Origin of the sequence: Salinicola sp. JS01, assembly GCF_030284585.1 — a bacterium.
Classification (GTDB): Bacteria; Pseudomonadota; Gammaproteobacteria; order Pseudomonadales; family Halomonadaceae; genus Salinicola.
The window spans coordinates 4099584-4118175 of sequence record NZ_CP127244.1; the positions used below are offsets into that span (position 1 = coordinate 4099584).

Genomic DNA, 18592 nt, shown 5'->3' on the forward strand with positions numbered 1-18592 from the left:
GGCGAGCGGCTCGACTCAAGGCGTCGCCACCAGACGGTAGCCGACCCCCGGCTCGGTCTGGATCAGGCGCGGGGCGTCGGGGTCGTCGCCCAGCTTGTGGCGCAAGCGGCTGATGACGATGCGCAGATAGTGGGTGTCGTGGACATGCACCGGCCCCCAGATCTCGGCCAGCAGCTGATGCTGGGTGACCACCCGGTCCGGCTGGCGCGCCAGCATCGACAGCACGCTGAACTCGCGCGGCGTCAGGTGCAGCGCTTCGCCGCGCCGGGTGACACGGTGCCCGGCGATATCCAGCGTCAGCTCGCCCAGATGATAAAGCGTGGGGGTGGCACCGGTGGCAGGCGCGCGCAGCGCCACACGCACCCGCGCCAGCAGTTCCTGGATACCGAACGGCTTGGTCACGTAGTCGTTGGCGCCGGCATCCAGCGCGGCGACCTTCTCGCGCTCGCTGCCGCGGGCAGAGACCACCAGCACCGGCACCTCGCTCTGGGCGCGCAGGGCGTCGAGCACCTCCATGCCGTCGACGTCGGGCAGGCCGAGATCGAGCAGCACCAGCGCCGGCGGCTGGCGGTTGAACGCCGCCACCCCGGCGGCACCGCTCTCGCACTCCTCCACCTCGAAGCCCTGGGAGCGGAGACTGATACGTAGAAAGCGCCGAATCTGGCGGTCATCCTCGATCACCAGCAGGCGCGGCCCACGCTCGGGGGAGACGTCAGTCATGGCGGGGTTGGCTCTCCCTATTGATATCGATCTCGGAATTCGTGTCGGTCTCGGGCAGCGCCCACAGCGGCAGCCGGATCACGATCTCACTACCGCTGCCCCAGTCCGCCGCGCGGGCACGGATCTCGCCACCGTGGGCGCCGACCATGCCGCGGCAGATGGCCAGACCCAGACCGCTGCCCTGGGGGCCCCGGTCGCCGTCGCCACCGCTGAAGAACATGTCGAAGATACGCTCGCGCAGCGCTTCCGGAATACCCGGCCCCTGATCGGCGACCCGAATCACGATCCACTCCCCTTCCCGTTCGCCCACCAGCCGCAGTCGCCCGCCCGGCGGCGAGAAACGCGCGGCATTCTCGATCACGTTGATCAGCGCCTGCTCGATCAGCGCCGGATGCACGTAGAGCAGTGGCAACTGTGGGTCGAGGTGACGCTCGATGCGCAGCGGCTCGACCACCGAGCCCAGGCGCGTGAGCGCCGAGTGGAAGATATCGGCGAGGGCGACCCAGTCGCGCTCGAGTTTGAGCCCGCCGTGTCCGAGCCGGGTCATGTCGAGCAGGTTCTGGATATAGCGGTTGAGACGTTCGCTCTCGCCGAGCACGCCGTCGAGCAGCTCGCGACGGTCGCTCTCCGCCAGTTCGGCCCACAGGTCGCGCAGCGCACTGGCGGAGCCGATGATCGCCGCCAGCGGCGTGCGCAGGTCGTGGGAGACCGACGACAGCAGCGCCGAGCGCAGGCGTTCGTTCTCTTCCGCCAGCCTGGCCGCGCCAAGCTCCTCGACCAGCCGAGTGCGCGCCAGCGCGGCACCCAGTTGATTGATCAGGTTGGCCACCAGCGCCTCCTCGGCTTCGTCGAGCCCCGTTCCACGTTCGCCGAGCGCCAGCCCCAGCACCGCCGGCACCGGCCCCTCGCTGGCGCCCTGCTCGAGGATCGGCACGAAGCGCCAGCGCTGCGCGGCCAGGGTCTGGGTGCCGTGGCCACTGGGACGGGCGTGGCGCTGGCTCCAGTGCGCCGCCTGCAGGGTGGCGGCGTCGAGTGAGATGCTGCCGGGGTGCGAGGCGCTGACCCGCGGCGGCGCCTCGGCCTCGGGGCTGTCGACGAAGACGCACGGCAACTCGAGCTGGTCCGCCAGCACCTTGACCGCGATCTCACGGACCCGCTCGCGGTCCACCGCTGCCGCCAGGGCGCGCGAGATCGACAGCATCTCCTGAATCTGATGCCGGCTCTGGCGCAGCAGCAGCAGCTGGCGCCGCACCTTGCCGGCCAGCTGCCCGGCCACCGCCGCGACCAGGCAGAACACGAGCACCGTAAGCACCTGATCCTGATGGATCATCGCCAGACTGAAGCGCGGCTCGGTGAACAGGAAGTTGTAGACCAGCGCGCTCAGCGCCACCGCCAGCATCGCCGCGCGGGTCCCCGCCTTGAGCGCGCAGGCCAGCACCGCGGCGAGGAACACCAGCGACAGGTTGGCCAGATCGAGCAGGCTCGACAGCCCCGCCGCCACCGCTGCCGCCAGGGCCACGCTGGCCAGCGGCCATAGCCCCTCGCGCCAGCGCGGCCAGCGCCACTGCCGGGTACGCCGCGACGGTGCCGCGGGCGCCTCGGCAAGCAGGATCAGATCGAACGGCGGACGCCGGGCGAGCAGACGATCGACCAGCGGCGCCTGCCACCAGCGCCACTTGAGCGGGGTGCGTCCGAGCATCAGCGTAGTGACGTTGTGGCGCGTGGCGTATTCGAGCAGCTCGGCCAGCGGATCGTCACCGCGCAGGGTCTCCCAGCGGCCGCCGAGCTGTTCGCTCTGCTGGCGCAGCGTGCCCACCTCGCCGGCCGCCGCGGCATCGAGCTCGCGCAGCGGCGTCACCAGCACCACCACCCACGGCGCCTGATGGCGCTGCGCCCAGCGGCTGGCGGCGCGCAGCAGCGCCTGGTCACCGCGCCGCCCCTCCACCGCCACCAGCAGACGCGCGCGCACCGGCCAGGGCCCGGCGACGCCGCCGGCATCCATCACCCGGCGCACATCGCTGTCGAGCCGCTCCGCCATCACCTGCAGCGCCAGCTCACGCAGCGCGGTCAGGTTACCCGGAGAGAAGTAGCGCGCCAGCGCCGCGCGGGCCTGCTCGGGGACGTACACCTTGCCCTGCTTGAGCCGCTCGATCAGCTCCTGCGGGGTGAGGTCGATCAGCGACAGGTCGCGGGCCCGGGCGATCAGCGCGTCGGGCACGGTTTCGCGCATGCGCACACCGGTGATCCGGGCGACGTCGTCGTTGAGCCGCTCGACGTGCTGGACATTGAGCGTGGTCCACACCTCGATGCCCGCATCGAGCAGCTCCTCGATATCCTGCCAGCGCCGCGCGTGGCGCCCGCCGGGAATATTGCGGTGGGCCAGCTCATCGACCAGCAGGATCGCCGGACGCCGGGCCAGCGCTGCGTCGAGATCGAACTCCGAGTAGCCACGGCCGCGGTAGTCGCGCGTCACCGGTGGCAGTTGCTCGAGCCCGACGCACAGCTGCTCGGTCTCGGCGCGCCCGTGGGCCTCGATCACCCCCAGTACCACCTCCTCGCCGCGCTCGTGACGCTCGCGGGCGGTACGCAGCATGGCGCTGGTCTTGCCCACCCCCGGCGCGGCACCCAGAAAGATGCGTAGCGCAGCGCCATGCTGGGTGGTGGCCAACAGCGCATCCGGGTCCGGACGCGGGGGGTCTTGGGTGTGGTTCACACAGGGCTCCGACAGGGGCGGCACGGTACACCGGCAGATACCCGACGCAGGCTCACGGCAGCGGCCGCATGGCGATGCCATCGAGGGCCAGATTGAGCGGCAGCACCGCTACCCGCGGCTGGCCGAACCCGCCGCTGTCACTATAGCGCGCCACCAGCGCGCGGACATCCGCCTCGCGCAGGCCACGGGCGCGGGCCACCCGGGCGATCTGGATCGCCGCCGCCTGAGGGCTGATGTGCGGGTCGACCCCGGAGCCCGAGGCGGTCAGCAGATCCCCCGGTATCCGGCCCGGCGCCACACCGTCACGGGCCGTGATGCGCTTGGCATCGGCTTCGACGCGCTGACGCAGCGCCGGATTGCTCGGCGCCAGATTGGAGCCGCCGAGGGTGTCGGCGGCGTAATCCACCGCCGAGGGCCGGCCCTGGAAGTAGCGCTCGCCGGTGAACGCCTGCCCCACCAGCGTCGAGCCGAGCACCCGCCCCTCGGGGTCGGCCAACAGACTGGCGTTGGCCTGATGGGGAAACAGCCACTGTCCCAGCCCGACCACGGCCAGCGGGTAGAGCAGGCCCAGCAGCAGCGCCATGGCGAACGTGAAACGCAGCGCCGAGCCCCAGCCGGCGCCGGCCCGGGCCGGCGCGGCGGCCGCGCCAGTCTCATCGACCCTCTGCACATCACTCATCGCCACATCACTCATCGTCTCGTTGCTCATCGTCTTGTCCCTCTCGGAGCGTCTTTCACGACCTTTTCTGAGAATGTCTTTCCCAACCGGTAGAAGCAGTCGACTTATCCAGCGGCAGGGCGTCACATCAGGGCGCCGAGTGCCAGATCGATCAGCTTGATCGCCGGGAACGGCAGCAGCAGGCCGCCGACGCCGTAGATCAGCAGGTTGCGCCGCAGCATGGCGCTGGCCGAGGCCGCGTGTACGCGCACGCCCCGCAGGGCGAACGGGATCAGCGCGGGGATCACCAGGGCGTTGAAGATGACCGCCGCCAGCACCGCCGACTGCGGCGAGTGCAGATCGAGCACGTCGAGACTGCCCAGCGCCGGCGCGCTGGCGGCAAAGATCGCCGGCAGGATGACGAAGTACTTGGCCACGTCGTTGGCCAACGAGAAGGTGGTCAGCGCGCCGCGGGTGATCAGCAGCTGCTTGCCGATCTCCACCGCGCTGAGCAGCTTGCCGGGGTCGGAGTCGAGATCGACCATGTTGGCCGCCTCGCGCGCGGCCTGGGTGCCCGAATTCATCGCCAGGCCGAGATCGGCCTGGGCCAGCGCCGGGGCGTCGTTGGTGCCGTCGCCCATCATCGCCACCAGCCGCCCGGCGGCCTGCTCTTCGCGGATCAGCGCGAGCTTGCGCTCGGGGGTCGCCTCGGCGACGTAGTCGTCGACCCCCGCCTCGGCAGCGATCGCCGCGGCGGTGATCGGGTTGTCGCCGGTGATCATCAGCGTCTTCACGCCCATCTGGCGCAGCTGCGCGAAGCGCTCGGCGATGCCCGGCTTGATCACGTCGGAGAGCGCGATCACGCCCAGCAGGCGCGCCTCTTCGGCCACCGCCAGGGGGTGGCACCGTGGCGCGAGATGCGCTCGACCAGCGTCTCGAAATCCGCCGGCACGCGACCACCGGCTTCCTGTATCTGCCGGGCGATGGCGTTGGGCGCGCCCTTGCGCCAACGCCGGCCATCGGCGAAGTCGAGCCCGGAGACCCGGCTGGCGGCGCTGAACGGCACCACGTCGGCGTCTTCGACGGGCGCCAGCGCCGCACCCTGCGCTCTCGCCAGCACCACGATCGAGCGGCCTTCCGGCGTTGGGTCCTCGAGCGAGCAGAGCGCGGCGACCTCGCGCAGTCGCGCCGGGTCGACCCCGTGGCAGGCGGCAAACTCGGTGGCACGGCGGTCACCGAGCGTGATCGTGCCGGTCTTGTCGAGCAGCAGGGTGTCGATGCTGCCGGCGATCTCCACCGCCTTGCCCGACTTGGCGACCAGATTGGCCCGCATGGCGCGCTCCATCCCGGCGATACCGATGGCCGGCAAAAGCCCGCCGATGGTGGTCGGAATCAGGCACACCAGCAGCGCCACCAGCATCACCGGCGAAGCCGAGATACCCACGAACTGGGCCAGCGGTACCAGCGTGACGACGACGATCAGAAAGATCAGGGTGAGCGTCGACAGCAGCACCGAGAGCGCCAGCTCGCTGGGAGTCTTCTGGCGGCTGGCGCCCTCGACCAGGGCGATCATGCGATCGAGCAGCGACTCACCGGGGTCGACGCTGACCTCGACGAGCAGTTCGTCGGAGAGCAGCTTGGTACCGGCACTGACGCCGCTGTTGTCAGTGCCGGCCTCGCGCAGCACCGGGGCCGATTCACCGGTGACCGCGGATTCGTTGATCGAGCCGGCCCCGTCGACGATCTCACCGTCGGCGGGGATCAGCTCGCCGGCGACCACCCGCACGCGGTCCCCCCGGCGCAGCCGCTCGGCGGCGACCATCTCCTCGCCGTTCTGGGTAAGACGGCGTGCCTGCAACTCGCCGCGGGTGGCACGCAGGGCACCGGCGTGGGCCTTGCCGCGCGACTCGGCCAGGGCCTCGGCGGCATTGGCGAACAGCAGCGTGGCGAGCAGGATCAGGCTGACGGCGAGGGCGAAGCCGGTACCGCTCTCGCCGCGGGCGAACGTCAGCGCGGTGTAGAGCGCACACACCAGGGTGCCGATGGCGACCACCGCCATCACCGGGTTGCGCGCCAGGCTGCGCGGATCGAGCCGGCGCAGGGACTCGCCCATCAGCCACAGCGGTGCCGGGCGCGCGCGGCGCGCGGCAGTATCAGAGGCAAGCAGAGTCATGGGAGCTCCTCGTGATGTCCGGGCGCGGGCTCAGCCGGCCAGGCTCAACTGTTCGGCGATGGGGCCCAGCACCAGCACGGGCAGAAACCCCAGCAGATTGACGATGACGATGACCCCGGCGGTGAGCCCGACGCAGGCGCCGCTCTCCAGATCCAGGCTGCCGCGCCCCTGCGGCGCCGTGCGCTTGCCGGCCAGCCAGCCGGCGACCGCCAGCGGCACCAGCATGGGCAGGAAGCGCCCGAGCGCCAGCGCCACCACGCAGCTCAGGTTCCACCACGGCGTGGCGTCGGCGAGACCTTCGAAGCCCGAGCCGTTGTTGGCGAACGCCGAGGTGTATTCGTAGAGCACCTGGGAGAGCCCGTGATAGCCCGGGTTGCTGGTGCCGGCGAGGCCGGGGAAGCTCACCGCCAGGGCGCTCAGGCCGAGCACGCTGAGCGGCTGAGCCAGGATCGCCAGCGAGATCCAGCGCATCTCACGGGTCTCCAGGGGCTTGCCGAACAGCTCCGGCGCCCGCCCCACCATCAGCGAGCCGATGAAGGCCGCCAGCATCAGGTAGAGCAGATAGCCGATCAGGCCGACCCCGATACCGCCGAAGGTGACGTTGACGAACATGTCCATCAACAGCCCCAGCCCGCCGAGCGGATTGAAGCTGTCGAGCATCGCGTTGACCGAGCCGTTGGAGGTCTGGGTGGTCCAGCTACCCCACAGCGCCGAGAGGTCGCTGCCGAAGCGCAGCTCCTTGCCCTCCAGGTTGGGCCCGGCCAGCGCCAGACCGTGGAGAGCGGCATTGGGCAGGCGCTCGGAGAACATCACCAGGGTGGTGCTCGCCAACGACAGTGCCAGCATCACCCCGCCGATCCCCAGCAGGAGCCGACGGCGCCCGCTGATCATCGCCACCGCGATCAGCGAGGCCAGCGGAATCAGCAGCAGGGCCACGCTCTCGACCACGTCGGCGAGCGCGGTGGGGTTCTCCAGCGGCACGCTCGAATTGGGCCCGTACCAACCTCCGCCATTGGTACCCAGCTGCTTGATCGCCACCATCGCCGCCACCGGCCCGCGCGGGATCGTCTGCAGCGCGCCACTCTCGAGCATCGTCACCCGCTGGGCGCCCTGGTAGGTCGCCGGCACGCCCTGCCATACCAGGACCAGGGCGGTCACCAGCGCCAGCGGCAGCAGTACCCGGATCACGATGCGGGTCAGGTCGAGGTAGTAGTTGCCCACGCCGGCGGTCGCATTGTCCGCGGCTGCGGGGCGGCGCAGCAGGCTGCGGGTGATCGCCAGCAGCACCGCAAGCCCGGTGGCCGGGGTCAGGAACTGCAGGGTGACGATGGCCAGGGTCTGGCTCAGGTAGGAGAGCTGGGCCTGGCCCGAGTAGTGCTGCTGATTGGTGTTGGTGGCGAACGAGACGGCCGTATGCAGTGCCGTATCCCAGTGCATGCCGGGAATGCCATCGGGGTTGAGCGGCAACACTCCCTGGCCCATGAAGACGAGCCAGGCCAGCACGATCAGCAGCAGGTGGAGTTTCAACACCGCGAGCAGATAGGCCGACCAGGTCATCGACGCGCGTCGGTCGACACCGGCCAGGCGCATCAGGGCCGCCTCCAGCGGCCCGAACAGGCGATCCAGCGCGCTGGGGCGATGCGTATCCAGCGCACGGCCCATGTAGAGGCCCAGGGGCAGCGCCAGGCCGATGAGCAGCGCATAGCAGAGCGTCAGCGCACTCATCTCAGAACCGCTCCGGCCGCCACAGGGCGACTCCCAGATACAGCGCGGTGGCGGCGGCGATCGCCAGCATCAGGTAGGACATGCCGAGCACTCCAGGTCAGGGGAGGCTCAGTCTCGATGCCGGCGGCGTAAAAATTCGAGATCGAAAAGCGCCGTGAGGCGTAAAGAGGGCGTAAAAATGTCCCATGTCATGGTCAAGCCGCCGCGGGCTGGGCATCATCATCCCTTCTCGTCCATGGAGACCCGCGTGCCGACTTCCCTGCTATCGCCCCTCGCCCTGGCCCCGTCTGGCGGGCGTCCTCGTCCGAAGGCTTGTCACCGCGACCGCGTGCGGCGCGCGCCCCGCCGCTGGCTGGGCGTGGCGCTGCTGGCCCTGCTCGCCGGCTGCAGCTCGCAGGCGCCGCAGCCCGGCTTCGAGCAGCCCCCGGCGAGCGTCAAGCAGCAGTTGGTCACGCTGATGCCTGCCGGCACTCACGACCGCGACGGCTGGGCCACGGACATCACCGCGGCGTTCGCGGCCCAGAACCTGCCGGCCACGCGCGAAAACCTGTGCGCCACGCTGGCGGTGATCGGCCAGGAGTCGACCTTCGACGCCGACCCGCAGGTGCCCCATCTGGGCCGTATCGCCCGCGAGGAGATCGAACGCCGCGCCGCGGCGCTGCATGTGCCCGGCTTTCTGCTCGCGGCGGGGCTGAAGCTGACCTCGCCCACCGGCGAGACCTATGCCGAACGCCTCGACCAGGTGCGCAGCGAGCGCCAACTGAGCGAGCTGTACGAGGATTTCATCGACATGGCGCCGCTGGGGCGGGAGCTGTTCGGCGGTCTCAACCCGGTGCATACCGGTGGGCCGATGCAGGTCAGCGTGGCCTTCGCCGAAAAGCACGCCGTCGACTACCCGTACCCGATCGACGGCTCGATCCGTCACGAGGTGTTCACCCGGCGCGGCGGCGTCTATTTCGGCATCGCACATCTGCTCGGCTACACCGCCCACTACGCTGAGCCGATCTACCGCTTCGCCGACTACAACGCGGGCTGGTACGCCAGTCGCAATGCGGCCTTTCAGGCTGCGGTGAGCCAGCTCTCCGGCATTCCGCTGGCCCTCGACGGCGACCTGATCATTCCCGGCTCACGCCAGGCCGGACAGACCGAACTCGCGGTACGCACGCTGAAACCGCGGCTGGGGATGGATAACGGCGAGATCCGCGATGCCCTCGAGCAGGAAGACTCTCTCGACTTCGAGCGTACCGCGCTCTATGACAAGGTCCGCGCGCTGGCGGCGCGGCAGGCGGGTCATCCGCCCCCCTATGCGCACCTGCCGGGGATCAAGCTCGAAAGTCCCAAGATCACCCGCGACCTGACCACCGCCTGGTTCGCCCAGCGGGTCGAAACGCGCTGGCAGCAGTGTATGCGTCGTTGAGGAGATTCTCTTTGAGGAGGTATCGGATTGGATTCAATGCCGAGCGCTTACCACTGTGGGCTCATTGACCAGCCTTCTGCTCGTGAATGCGAGGGGCAAGCCCCTCGCGCTCCCCTTTTTCGCGCCACAAGCGCACGAAACCCTGCGTATCACGCGCCCACGCTTTGGGTCGGCGCGTAAGGACATCCCTGTCCCAACGCGCCTCTTGCGACATCCATGTCGCAAGACCCAGCTTGGCGAGAGATACGCAGCGTGCGCTCGATAGGCGCTATCGGGTGGCTAATCCCAGCGCTGGTGAAGTTGGCGATGCCTAGAGTCAGTTTTTTGGCTTTTTCACCGGGCGCTGCCAACCGGGCTTGGCCACCTGACGGCTGCGGGCCAGGGCCAGCTCGCCCTGCGCCACCTCGCGGGTGATGGTGGAGCCGGCGGCGATGGTGGCATCGTCGGCGATCGCCAGCGGCGCGACCAGGGCGGTGTTGGAGCCGACGAAGACCCGCTCGCCGATCCGGGTGAGGTGCTTGTTGGCACCGTCGTAGTTGCAGGTGATAGTGCCGGCGCCGACGTTGGTGTCGCGGCCGATCTCGGCATCCCCCAGATAGCTGAGATGCCCCGCCTTGACGCCCTCGCCGAGGGTGGCGTTCTTGGTCTCGACGAAGTTGCCGATATGGGCGCGGGCGCCGAGACGCGTCCCCGGGCGCAGACGCGCGAAGGGCCCGCAGTCGCTCTCCTCGCCCATCTCGGCGCCGTCGAGATGGCTGTGCGCCTTGATCACCGCCCCGCGGCGGATGACGCTGTCCTTGATCACGCAATGGGGGCCGATCACCACGTCATCCTCGAGAATGACATGGCCTTCGAGGATCACCCCGACATCGATCTCGATATCGCGCCCCACGGTGACGTCGCCGCGTAGATCGAAGCGTGCCGGGTCGGCCAGGGTCACCCCGGCGGCCATCAGCCGTTCGGCCTGGCGGCGCTGGAAGGCGCGCTCCAGGGTGGCGAGCTGGCGGCGCTCGTTGACCCCTTCGACCTCGATCGGCGACGCCGGCTGGGCAGCCTTGATCTCGACCCCATCGCCGGCGGCCATGGCGATGACGTCGGTCAGGTAGTACTCGCCCTGGGCGTTCTCGGCGGAGAGCTGCGGCAGCCAGCGCTTGAGCTGGGCTGCGGTCATCGCCATGATTCCGGTATTGCACTCGCGGATGGCGCGCTGCGCGCTGGTGGCATCCTTGTGTTCGACGATCGCCACCACCGCCTGCTTGTCGTTACGCACGATGCGCCCGTAGCCGCTGGGGTCGTCGAGGGTCACGGTCAGAAGCCCCATGTGCTGCTCGTCGACCCCCTCGAGGAGTGCCTTGAGGGTCTTGGCCTGGATCAGCGGCACGTCGCCGTAGAGCACCAGCACCTTGCCATCGCCGAGGTCGTCGAGGGCCTGGGCAACGGCATGGCCGGTCCCCTTCTGCTCGGCCTGCTCGCAGAAGTTCAGGCCGCGTCCGTCGAGGGCTTCGCGCACCGCCTCACCGCCATGACCGACCACCACGTGCAGACGCGCCTCTTCGAGCCCCGCGGCGGTGTCCACGACATGCTGCACCAGCGGTCTGCCCGCCAGGCGGTGCAGTACCTTGGGGGTCTTGGAGCGCATGCGGGTTCCCTGGCCGGCGGCCAGAATCACGACGTCGAGTGACATGGGATCATCCTTTCCTGTTCGGTATCGGGTCGGTGCCATTATCGAGGTAACCGCACCGCATGAAAAAGGCGACTCCGGAGAGTCGCCTTTTTCGGGTCCTGCCAGCGGGGTCGGCACCTGCGCAGGTGCGCAGGATCAGCCGCGCCCGCCCTTGCGCCGCAGCTGCTGCAGCGTGCGCAGCTGGGCGGCGGCTTCGGCCAGCTCGGCGGCGGCACGCGTGTAGTCGAGCTCCGACTGCTGGTCGTTGAGCGACTGCAGCGCATGCTGGCGCGCCTGCTCGGCTTCGGCTTCGTCCAGGTCGCTGGCGCGAATGGCGGTATCCGCCAGCACCGAGACCACGTCCGGCTGGACTTCGAGGAAGCCGCCGGTGACGTAGTAGAGCTCTTCCTCGCCGCTCTCCTGGATGACGCGCACCGGACCGGGCTTGAGCTCGGTCAGAAGCGGCGCGTGACCGCGCAGGATACCCAGATCGCCAGCCACGCCGGCAGCGATGAGCTGCTCCGCGCTGCCCGAGAAGATCTCCTTCTCGGCGCTGACGATATCGCACTGAAATGTGGCCATAGCGCTATCCTCTTGTGCCAGAGGCCCCGGGGTACGATACCCCGGAACCAGGCTGACTTACTTCATGCTCTTGGCTTTCTCGACCGCTTCGTCGATGGTACCGACCATGTAGAAAGCCTGCTCGGGCATGTCGTCGTAGTCACCGTTGAGGATGCCCTGGAAGCCACGGATGGTCTCCTTGAGCGAGACGTACTTGCCGGGCGCGCCGGTGAACACCTCGGCGACGAAGAACGGCTGCGACAGGAAGCGCTGGATCTTACGCGCCCGCGATACCGCCAGCTTGTCCTCGTCGGAGAGCTCGTCCATCCCCAGGATGGCGATGATGTCCTTGAGCTCCTTGTAGCGCTGGAGCACGTTCTGCACACCGCGCGCGGTGTCGTAGTGCTCCTCGCCGACCACCAGCGGGTCGAGCTGACGCGAGGTGGAGTCGAGCGGGTCGACGGCCGGGTAGATACCCAGCTCGGCGATCGAGCGCGACAGCGTCACGGTGGAGTCGAGGTGGGCGAAGGTGGTCGCCGGCGACGGGTCGGTCAGGTCGTCCGCGGGCACGTAGACGGCCTGCACGGAGGTGATCGAGCCGGTCTTGGTCGAGGTGATACGCTCCTGCAGGGCGCCCATCTCTTCGGCCAGGGTCGGCTGGTAGCCCACCGCCGACGGCATACGACCCAGCAGGGCCGACACTTCGGTACCGGCCAGGGTGTAGCGGTAGATGTTGTCGACGAACAGCAGTACGTCGCGACCTTCGTCACGGAACTTCTCGGCGATGGTCAGGCCGGTCAGGGCCACGCGCAGACGGTTGCCCGGCGGCTCGTTCATCTGGCCGTAGACGAGTGCGACCTTGTCGAGAACGTTCGACTCCTGCATCTCGTGGTAGAAGTCGTTACCTTCACGCGTACGCTCACCGACACCGGCAAACACCGAGTAACCGCTGTGCTCGGTGGCGATGTTACGGATCAGCTCCATCATGTTGACGGTCTTGCCCACGCCGGCGCCGCCGAACAGGCCGACCTTGCCGCCCTTGGCGAACGGGCAGACCAGGTCGATGACCTTGATGCCGGTCTCGAGCAGTTCGCTCGACGCGGCCTGCTCGGCGTAGGTCGGTGCCTGACGGTGGATCGGCATGCGCTCGACGTCGGCGCTGGCGCTGCCACCGATGTCGCCGGCTTCGTCGATCGGCTCGCCGAGCACGTTCATGATGCGGCCCAGCGTCTCCTTGCCCACCGGCACGGAGATCGGGGCACCGGTGTTGGCCACTTCGATGCCGCGCTGCAGACCTTCACTGGAGCCCATGACGATGGCGCGCACCACGCCGTCGCCGAGCTGCTGTTGCACTTCGAGAATGGCCTCTTTGCCCGAGACCGTCAGCGCGTCGTAGACCTTGGGGACATTGTCCCGCGGAAACTCTACGTCAACCACCGCGCCGATGATTTGTACGATACGTCCGCTCATAGTGGTTCCTCGTAAACCTGCAAATGAAACCTGTAGGCCAAGCCGTACTCGCGAGCGTCGCCCCGCGGGGCGACGTCGTCATACCGCCGCGGCACCACCGACGATTTCCGAAATTTCCTGGGTAATGGCCGCCTGACGCGCCTTGTTGTACACCAGTTGCAGATCGTCAATCAGATTGCCAGCGTTGTCGGTCGCGTTCTTCATCGCGATCATGCGCGCAGCCTGCTCGCAGGCCGCGTTCTCGACCACGGCCTGATACACCTGGGATTCGACGTAGCGAACCAGCAGGTGATCGAGCAGGGTCTTGGCATCCGGCTCATACAGGTAGTCCCAATTACCCTGATTCGTACCGGGACTGGGTTGTTCATCGCCCTTGGTGTCGTCCTCGACCGCCTCGAGCGGCAGGAGCTGACGCACCACGGGTTTCTGGCTCATGGTGTTGACGAACTCGTTGTACACCACGTAGAGCCGATCCAGACTGCCTTCGTCGAAGGCATCGAGCATCACCTTGATGCTGCCGACCAGATCCTGGACTTCCGGCGCATCGCCGAGCCCCTTCTTGGCCGCCAGCAGGTTGCCGCCACGCTTGCGGAAGAAACCGCCGGCCTTGCTGCCGATGGCCGCGAAGTCGGCGCCGACACCCTTGTCGTGCCAGTCGCGGGCGTGGTTGACCACGGCCTTGAACAGATTGACGTTCAAGCCGCCGGCCAGGCCCCGATCACTGGAGACCACGATATAGCCCACGCGCTTGACCTCACGCTCGAGGGTATATTCGTGACGATACTCCGGATTGGCCTTGGCGACGTGGCCGACCACCCGGCGGATCAGGTTGGCATAGGGCTGGCTGGCCGCCATGCGGTCCTGGGCCCGACGCATTTTCGACGCAGCGACCATTTCCATGGCGCTGGTGATTTTCTGCGTGTTCTTGATGCTCCCGATCTGGGATTTGATCTCTTTTGCAGCTGCCATCGCGGATCACCTGATTCCTGCCGCTCAGCTGGGCGAGGCGGCCCGCTCCCGGAGGAGGCGGGCCGCACCGCTTACCAGGTCTGAGTGGACTTGAACGACTCGAGACCCGACTTGAGACCCTTCTGGATCTCGTCGTCGTAGCCGCCGCTTGAGTTGATCTTGTCGAGCAGGTCGGCGTGCTCGGACTTCATGTAGTCCTGCAGGGCACGCTCGAAATCGAGGACCTTGTCGACCGCGACATCGTCCAGATAGCCTTCGTTGGCGGCGTACAGCGTCAGCGCCATCTGAGCCACGGACATCGGCGAGTACTGCTTCTGCTTCATCAGCTCGGTGACACGCTGACCGTGCTCGAGCTGCTTGCGGGTCGCCTCGTCGAGGTCGGACGCGAACTGCGAGAACGCCGCCAGCTCACGGTACTGGGCCAGCGCCAGACGCACACCGCCGCCGAGCTTCTTGATGATCTTGGTCTGGGCCGAACCACCCACACGGGAGACCGAGAGACCGGCGTTGATGGCCGGACGGATACCCGAGTTGAACAGACCGGTCTCGAGGAAGATCTGGCCGTCGGTGATCGAGATCACGTTGGTGGGAACGAACGCCGAGACGTCGCCACCCTGGGTCTCGATGATCGGCAGCGCGGTCAGCGAGCCGGTCTTGCCCTTCACTTCACCGTTGGTGAACTTCTCGACGTACTCGGCGTTGACGCGCGCGGCGCGCTCGAGCAGACGCGAGTGGAGGTAGAAGACGTCACCCGGATAGGCTTCACGGCCCGGCGGACGGCGCAGCAGCAGCGAGATCTGACGGTAGGCGACGGCCTGCTTGGAGAGGTCGTCGTAGACGATCAGCGCATCTTCGCCACGGTCGCGGAAGTACTCGCCCATGGTGCAGCCGGCGTAGGGCGCCAGGTACTGCATGGCGGCCGGATCGGCGGCGCCGGCGGCGACCACGATGGTGTGGTCCATGGCGCCGTGCTCTTCGAGCTTGCGCACCACGTTGGCGATGGTCGACTGCTTCTGACCGATCGCGACGTAGATACAGGTGACCCCGGTGCCCTTCTGGTTGATGATCGTGTCGATCGCCACCGCGGACTTACCGATCTGACGGTCGCCGATGATCAGCTCACGCTGGCCGCGGCCGATCGGCACCATGGCGTCGATCGACTTGAGGCCGGTCTGCACCGGCTGGTCGACCGACTGACGGGTGATGACGCCCGGGGCGACCTTTTCGATCGCGTCGGTCTGGGTGGTCTCGATGTCGCCCTTGCCATCGATCGGGTTGCCCAGCGCATCGACCACGCGGCCGACCAGCTCCGGACCCACCGGCACTTCGAGGATACGACCGGTGCACTGCGCGGTCATGCCCTCTTCGAGCTCGAGGTAGTCACCCAGGACCACGGCGCCGACGCTGTCGCGCTCGAGGTTGAGCGCCATGCCGTAGACGCCACCGGGGAATTCGATCATTTCGCCGAGCATCGCATCGGCCAGGCCGTGGATGCGGACGATGCCGTCAGCGACGCTGACGACGGTGCCCTGATTACGGGCTTCGGAGGCGACATCCAGCTTGTCGATACGCTGTTTGATGATGTCGCTGATCTCGGAAGGATTCAGTTGCTGCATGCCATGTCCCTCGAACTCAAGCGGTGAGCGCTTCGCGCAGACGCTGCAATCGACCGCGTACCGACCCGTCGATGACGGTATCGCCGGTACGCAGGATCACGCCGCCCAACAGCTCGCGGTCCACCTGAGTAGTAATGGAGATTTCACGATTCAGACGCTTCTTCAGAGCCTCGGCGAGGACGTTCTGCTGCGCCTCGTCCAGGTCGAAGGCGGAGACGATGGTGACGTCGACCCGCTTTTCTTCCTGGGCGCGCAGCGCCTCGAACTCCTCGAAGATGTCGGGCAGTGCAGCCAGACGCCCCTTCTCGCCGACGAGGTGCAGAAAGTTCTGCACGCTCGTGTCGTTCAGGTCGTCGCCGCACACTTCCAGCAGCAGCCGGGTCTTGTCCGCGGCGGTCAGCCGCGGATTGCCCAGCACGCGCTCACCGACATCCGCGTTCCCGGCCACCTGCGCGGCCAGGGCAAGACTCTGAGACCACGCTTGAAGCGCCTGCTTGTCGCGCGCGAACTCGAACGCCGCCTTGGCGTAGGGTCGTGCAACGGTTTCGCTAGACGTTTGAGCCATGGTGCGCCTCCTTAGAGCTCGGCAGCGAGCTTGTCGACGAGTTCACGATGCTTCGACTCGTCGATGGAGGATTCCAGGATGCGCTCGGCGCCGGCCACGGCCAGCAGCGCCACCTGGGCACGCAGCTCTTCCTTCGCGCGATTGATCTCCTGATCGATTTCGCTGCGAGCGCCTGCAATGATGCGCTCGCCTTCCGCCCGCGCGTTGTCACGGGCCTCTTCGACGATCTGATTGGCCCGCTTGTTGGCCTGTTCGAGGATCTGCTGCGCCTGCTCCTTGCTCTCCTTGAGCGTCTCTTCGGCTTTTTCCTGAGCCACTTCGAGATCGCGGGTAGCACGGCTGGCCGCATCCAGACCGTCGGCGATCTTCTTCTGTCGTTCCTGCAGCGCCTGCATGACCGGCGGCCATACATACTTCATGCAGAACCAGACGAAGACCGCAAAGGCAATGGCCTGACCAATCAGTGTAAGGTTCAGATTCACGCCAGCACCTCTCGCGTCACAAGTTTGGGGTTAAGGTCACCGCGGCCACGCGGGCCGTAGACGGCGACGTTAACCGACAAACGGGTTGGCGAAGGTGAAGAACAGAGCGATACCCACGCCGATCATGGTCACGGCGTCGAGCAGACCAGCGACGATGAACATCTTGACCTGCAGCTGCGGGATCATCTCCGGCTGACGCGCAGCGCCTTCCAGGAACTTGCCACCCAGAATACCGAAACCGATAGCGGTACCCAGTGCGCCGAGGCCGATCAGCAGAGAAACGGCAATCGCGGTCATGCCCAGAACTTGTGCTTCCATGGTTGTCTCCAGTTTTCAGTCAGTCTTGCAGTCGAGTTTACGGGTTAGGGGTTGAAGGAAACGCGTCTCAATGCTGCTCTTCGGTCGCCATGCTGAGATAGACGATGGTGAGCATCATGAAGATGAATGCCTGCAGCGTGATGATCAGGATGTGGAACACCGCCCACGGGAAGTGCAGCGGCAGCTGCCACAGTCCGATCATCGCGATCAGGATGAAGATCAACTCACCGGCGTAGAGGTTACCGAAGAGTCGCAACGCCAGAGAGACCGGTTTGGCCAGAAGGGTGACGAGCTCAAGCAGAAGATTGACCGGAATCAACAGGATCTGGGCGAATTTGTTGGGCGTGTTGAACGGATGCAGGGTCAGCTCGGCGAGGAAGCCGGAGAGGCCCTTGGTACGAATCGAATAGAAAATGATCAGCGCGAAGACCGACAGCGACATGCCGAAGGTGGCGTTGACGTCGGTGGTCGGCACGACCTTGAAGTAGACGTGCGCCGGATCGGCACCGAACCAGGCACCGACCTTCTGGGCCAGCATCGGCAGGAAGTCCACCGGCACCAGGTCCATCAGGTTCATCAAGAAGATCCAGCAAAAGATGGTCAGCGCCAGCGGGGCGACCAGTTTGCTCTTGCCGTGGAAGGTCTCGCGCACCGAACCGTCGACGAACTCGACCATCATTTCGACGAAGTTCTGCAGACCGGTGGGCACACCGGTGGAAGCGCGCTTGGCAACCAGGCGGAACAGATACAGGAACAGCACCCCCAACCCGATGGACCATCCCATGGTGTCGACATGGATCGCCCAGAAGCCCATTTCACGGGCCTCTGCGGCAGAGTGCGCCAGCGACCAGCCATGCTCCGGATGCAGACCGAAGGTCATGTTCTGCAGGTGGTGCTGAATGTACTCCGTACTCGTCGGGTTGTTGCCAGCCATGGTTCAGCCTCGAGATTGAATGTGTGACGGACGGCGCAGCAGCCAGGGCCCCAGCCACTGCAGCAGCAGCGTCAGCACATAAGCGCCAAAGAAGAAAGCGGGGTTTGAGGGGGGCACGGCCACGAACACCAGCGTGAACAGTGCCGCCGTCAAACCGAACTTGCCGGCCTCGGCGTGGTAGAAGCTCTTGACGATGTATCGCGCCTGCCCCGCTCCCTGGTAGCGGAAGGCGCGCCAAGCGAAGAAGGCACTGGGCACGGCCGCGACGAGCCCACCGCACAAAAGCGATAGCGCCACGCCCTGCCCCAGGACGCCCCAGGCGATCAGGGCCATGCCCATCACGCCGCCGAACTGCACGAGAATCATCGCCGCGATGCGCGGTCTAGGAAGCCTGGCCGGTGCCCTTGGTTGCATGGCGTCGGTCTCGCCGTTGATTCTGAATGCGTATTTTGTCGTTGCTGCGTTCGGCGTGCGCCTGGCAAACCTCGGCGGATTATAGAGAAGCGGCCATGCCGCATCAACCGAACCTGCACCGATCTGAGGCGTCCTGCGCGAAAAACGATCACGAAAAGTGCGCAAATTCCATTATCGCGCTAAACGTTTTCGCC

General features: G+C 67.0%; 18 protein-coding genes. 1 reads left to right on the top strand and 17 read right to left on the bottom strand.

Annotated elements, in window-relative coordinates; all coding sequences use genetic code 11:
* Nucleotides 1-15: 15 nt before the first annotated feature.
* The 7 genes from QO259_RS18730 to QO259_RS20325 all read right to left on the bottom strand — a co-directional run bounded on the left by QO259_RS18730 (nt 16) and on the right by QO259_RS20325 (nt 8071).
* Nucleotides 16-720 carry a response regulator gene (locus QO259_RS18730; protein ID WP_285951157.1) on the bottom strand — a complete coding sequence of 235 codons (705 nt, stop codon included), beginning with the start codon at nt 718-720 and terminating at the stop codon, nt 16-18.
* Nucleotides 713-3433 carry an ATP-binding protein gene (locus QO259_RS18735; RefSeq protein WP_285951158.1) on the bottom strand — a complete coding sequence of 907 codons (2721 nt, stop codon included), beginning with the start codon at nt 3431-3433 and terminating at the stop codon, nt 713-715. The genes QO259_RS18730 and QO259_RS18735 overlap by 8 nt, the downstream gene beginning before the upstream one ends.
* A 52-nt stretch (nt 3434-3485) precedes the next feature.
* On the bottom strand, nt 3486-4142 hold the full coding sequence (gene kdpC, locus QO259_RS18740; protein ID WP_285951159.1) for a potassium-transporting ATPase subunit KdpC: 657 nt from the start codon (nt 4140-4142) through the stop codon (nt 3486-3488).
* A gap of 92 nt (nt 4143-4234) precedes the next feature.
* The gene (locus tag QO259_RS20395; protein ID WP_502949120.1) at nt 4235-4981 is read right to left on the bottom strand and encodes an HAD-IC family P-type ATPase; all 747 of its coding nucleotides are present in this window, start codon (nt 4979-4981) and stop codon (nt 4235-4237) included.
* Nucleotides 4951-6264: an HAD-IC family P-type ATPase gene (locus QO259_RS20400; protein WP_502949121.1), complete on the bottom strand. Its 1314-nt coding sequence runs from the start codon at nt 6262-6264 to the stop codon at nt 4951-4953. The genes QO259_RS20395 and QO259_RS20400 overlap by 31 nt, the downstream gene beginning before the upstream one ends.
* 30 nt (nt 6265-6294) lie before the next feature.
* Nucleotides 6295-7989, bottom strand: coding sequence for a potassium-transporting ATPase subunit KdpA (kdpA, locus tag QO259_RS18755; protein WP_285951161.1), 1695 nt, complete (start codon nt 7987-7989; stop codon nt 6295-6297).
* 1 nt (nt 7990) lies between these two features.
* Complete coding sequence (locus QO259_RS20325) at nt 7991-8071, bottom strand: potassium-transporting ATPase subunit F (protein WP_081919048.1); 81 nt, start codon at nt 8069-8071, stop codon at nt 7991-7993.
* Between the two features lie 165 nt (nt 8072-8236).
* Between QO259_RS20325 and QO259_RS18760 the strand changes: the two genes are divergently transcribed.
* Nucleotides 8237-9406 carry a DUF1615 domain-containing protein gene (locus QO259_RS18760; protein ID WP_285951162.1) on the top strand — a complete coding sequence of 390 codons (1170 nt, stop codon included), beginning with the start codon at nt 8237-8239 and terminating at the stop codon, nt 9404-9406.
* Nucleotides 9407-9722: 316 nt separating this feature from the next.
* On the opposite strand, the gene glmU is transcribed toward QO259_RS18760, so the two are convergent.
* From glmU to QO259_RS18810, 10 genes are all read right to left on the bottom strand, one after another.
* Complete coding sequence (gene glmU, locus QO259_RS18765) at nt 9723-11090, bottom strand: bifunctional UDP-N-acetylglucosamine diphosphorylase/glucosamine-1-phosphate N-acetyltransferase GlmU (protein WP_285951163.1); 1368 nt, start codon at nt 11088-11090, stop codon at nt 9723-9725.
* A gap of 135 nt (nt 11091-11225) precedes the next feature.
* The gene (locus tag QO259_RS18770; RefSeq protein WP_035470097.1) at nt 11226-11651 is read right to left on the bottom strand and encodes a F0F1 ATP synthase subunit epsilon; all 426 of its coding nucleotides are present in this window, start codon (nt 11649-11651) and stop codon (nt 11226-11228) included.
* A gap of 57 nt (nt 11652-11708) precedes the next feature.
* Complete coding sequence (gene atpD, locus QO259_RS18775) at nt 11709-13100, bottom strand: F0F1 ATP synthase subunit beta (protein ID WP_285951164.1); 1392 nt, start codon at nt 13098-13100, stop codon at nt 11709-11711.
* A gap of 78 nt (nt 13101-13178) precedes the next feature.
* Entirely contained in the window at nt 13179-14069 is an 891-nt protein-coding gene (gene atpG, locus QO259_RS18780) for a F0F1 ATP synthase subunit gamma (protein ID WP_285951165.1), read from the bottom strand.
* Between the two features lie 71 nt (nt 14070-14140).
* Nucleotides 14141-15685 carry a F0F1 ATP synthase subunit alpha gene (gene atpA / locus QO259_RS18785; protein ID WP_035470101.1) on the bottom strand — a complete coding sequence of 515 codons (1545 nt, stop codon included), beginning with the start codon at nt 15683-15685 and terminating at the stop codon, nt 14141-14143.
* Between the two features lie 16 nt (nt 15686-15701).
* The gene (locus QO259_RS18790; RefSeq protein ID WP_207036551.1) at nt 15702-16250 is read right to left on the bottom strand and encodes a F0F1 ATP synthase subunit delta; all 549 of its coding nucleotides are present in this window, start codon (nt 16248-16250) and stop codon (nt 15702-15704) included.
* An 11-nt stretch (nt 16251-16261) separates the two neighbouring features.
* Nucleotides 16262-16732, bottom strand: coding sequence for a F0F1 ATP synthase subunit B (locus QO259_RS18795; RefSeq protein WP_110673744.1), 471 nt, complete (start codon nt 16730-16732; stop codon nt 16262-16264).
* A 69-nt stretch (nt 16733-16801) separates the two neighbouring features.
* Complete coding sequence (gene atpE, locus QO259_RS18800; protein ID WP_011508579.1) at nt 16802-17050, bottom strand: F0F1 ATP synthase subunit C; 249 nt, start codon at nt 17048-17050, stop codon at nt 16802-16804.
* A 67-nt stretch (nt 17051-17117) separates the two neighbouring features.
* Nucleotides 17118-17984 (bottom strand): F0F1 ATP synthase subunit A, encoded by an 867-nt coding sequence (gene atpB, locus QO259_RS18805; RefSeq protein ID WP_035470106.1) that lies wholly within the window; start codon nt 17982-17984, stop codon nt 17118-17120.
* A gap of 3 nt (nt 17985-17987) precedes the next feature.
* A complete protein-coding gene (locus QO259_RS18810; protein ID WP_233076761.1) occupies nt 17988-18563 on the bottom strand; it encodes a F0F1 ATP synthase subunit I in 576 nt (191 codons plus the stop codon).
* Nucleotides 18564-18592 lie beyond the last annotated feature (29 nt).

Bases quoted from the DNA above. Each gene is read 5' to 3' on its own strand.
- QO259_RS20325 (WP_081919048.1), bottom strand. From the start codon at position 8,071: ATGTCCTACCTGATGCTGGCGATCGCCGCCGCCACCGCGCTGTATCTG.
- kdpA (WP_285951161.1), bottom strand. From the start codon at position 7,989: ATGAGTGCGCTGACGCTCTGCTATGCGCTGCTCATCGGCCTGGCGCTG.
- atpB (WP_035470106.1), bottom strand. From the start codon at position 17,984: ATGGCTGGCAACAACCCGACGAGTACGGAGTACATTCAGCACCACCTG.
- QO259_RS18770 (WP_035470097.1), bottom strand. From the start codon at position 11,651: ATGGCCACATTTCAGTGCGATATCGTCAGCGCCGAGAAGGAGATCTTC.
- QO259_RS20400 (WP_502949121.1), bottom strand. From the start codon at position 6,264: ATGACTCTGCTTGCCTCTGATACTGCCGCGCGCCGCGCGCGCCCGGCA.
- QO259_RS18790 (WP_207036551.1), bottom strand. From the start codon at position 16,250: ATGGCTCAAACGTCTAGCGAAACCGTTGCACGACCCTACGCCAAGGCG.
- atpD (WP_285951164.1), bottom strand. From the start codon at position 13,100: ATGAGCGGACGTATCGTACAAATCATCGGCGCGGTGGTTGACGTAGAG.
- atpE (WP_011508579.1), bottom strand. From the start codon at position 17,050: ATGGAAGCACAAGTTCTGGGCATGACCGCGATTGCCGTTTCTCTGCTG.
- atpG (WP_285951165.1), bottom strand. From the start codon at position 14,069: ATGGCAGCTGCAAAAGAGATCAAATCCCAGATCGGGAGCATCAAGAAC.
- atpA (WP_035470101.1), bottom strand. From the start codon at position 15,685: ATGCAGCAACTGAATCCTTCCGAGATCAGCGACATCATCAAACAGCGT.
- glmU (WP_285951163.1), bottom strand. From the start codon at position 11,090: ATGTCACTCGACGTCGTGATTCTGGCCGCCGGCCAGGGAACCCGCATG.
- kdpC (WP_285951159.1), bottom strand. From the start codon at position 4,142: ATGAGCAACGAGACGATGAGTGATGTGGCGATGAGTGATGTGCAGAGG.
- QO259_RS18730 (WP_285951157.1), bottom strand. From the start codon at position 720: ATGACTGACGTCTCCCCCGAGCGTGGGCCGCGCCTGCTGGTGATCGAG.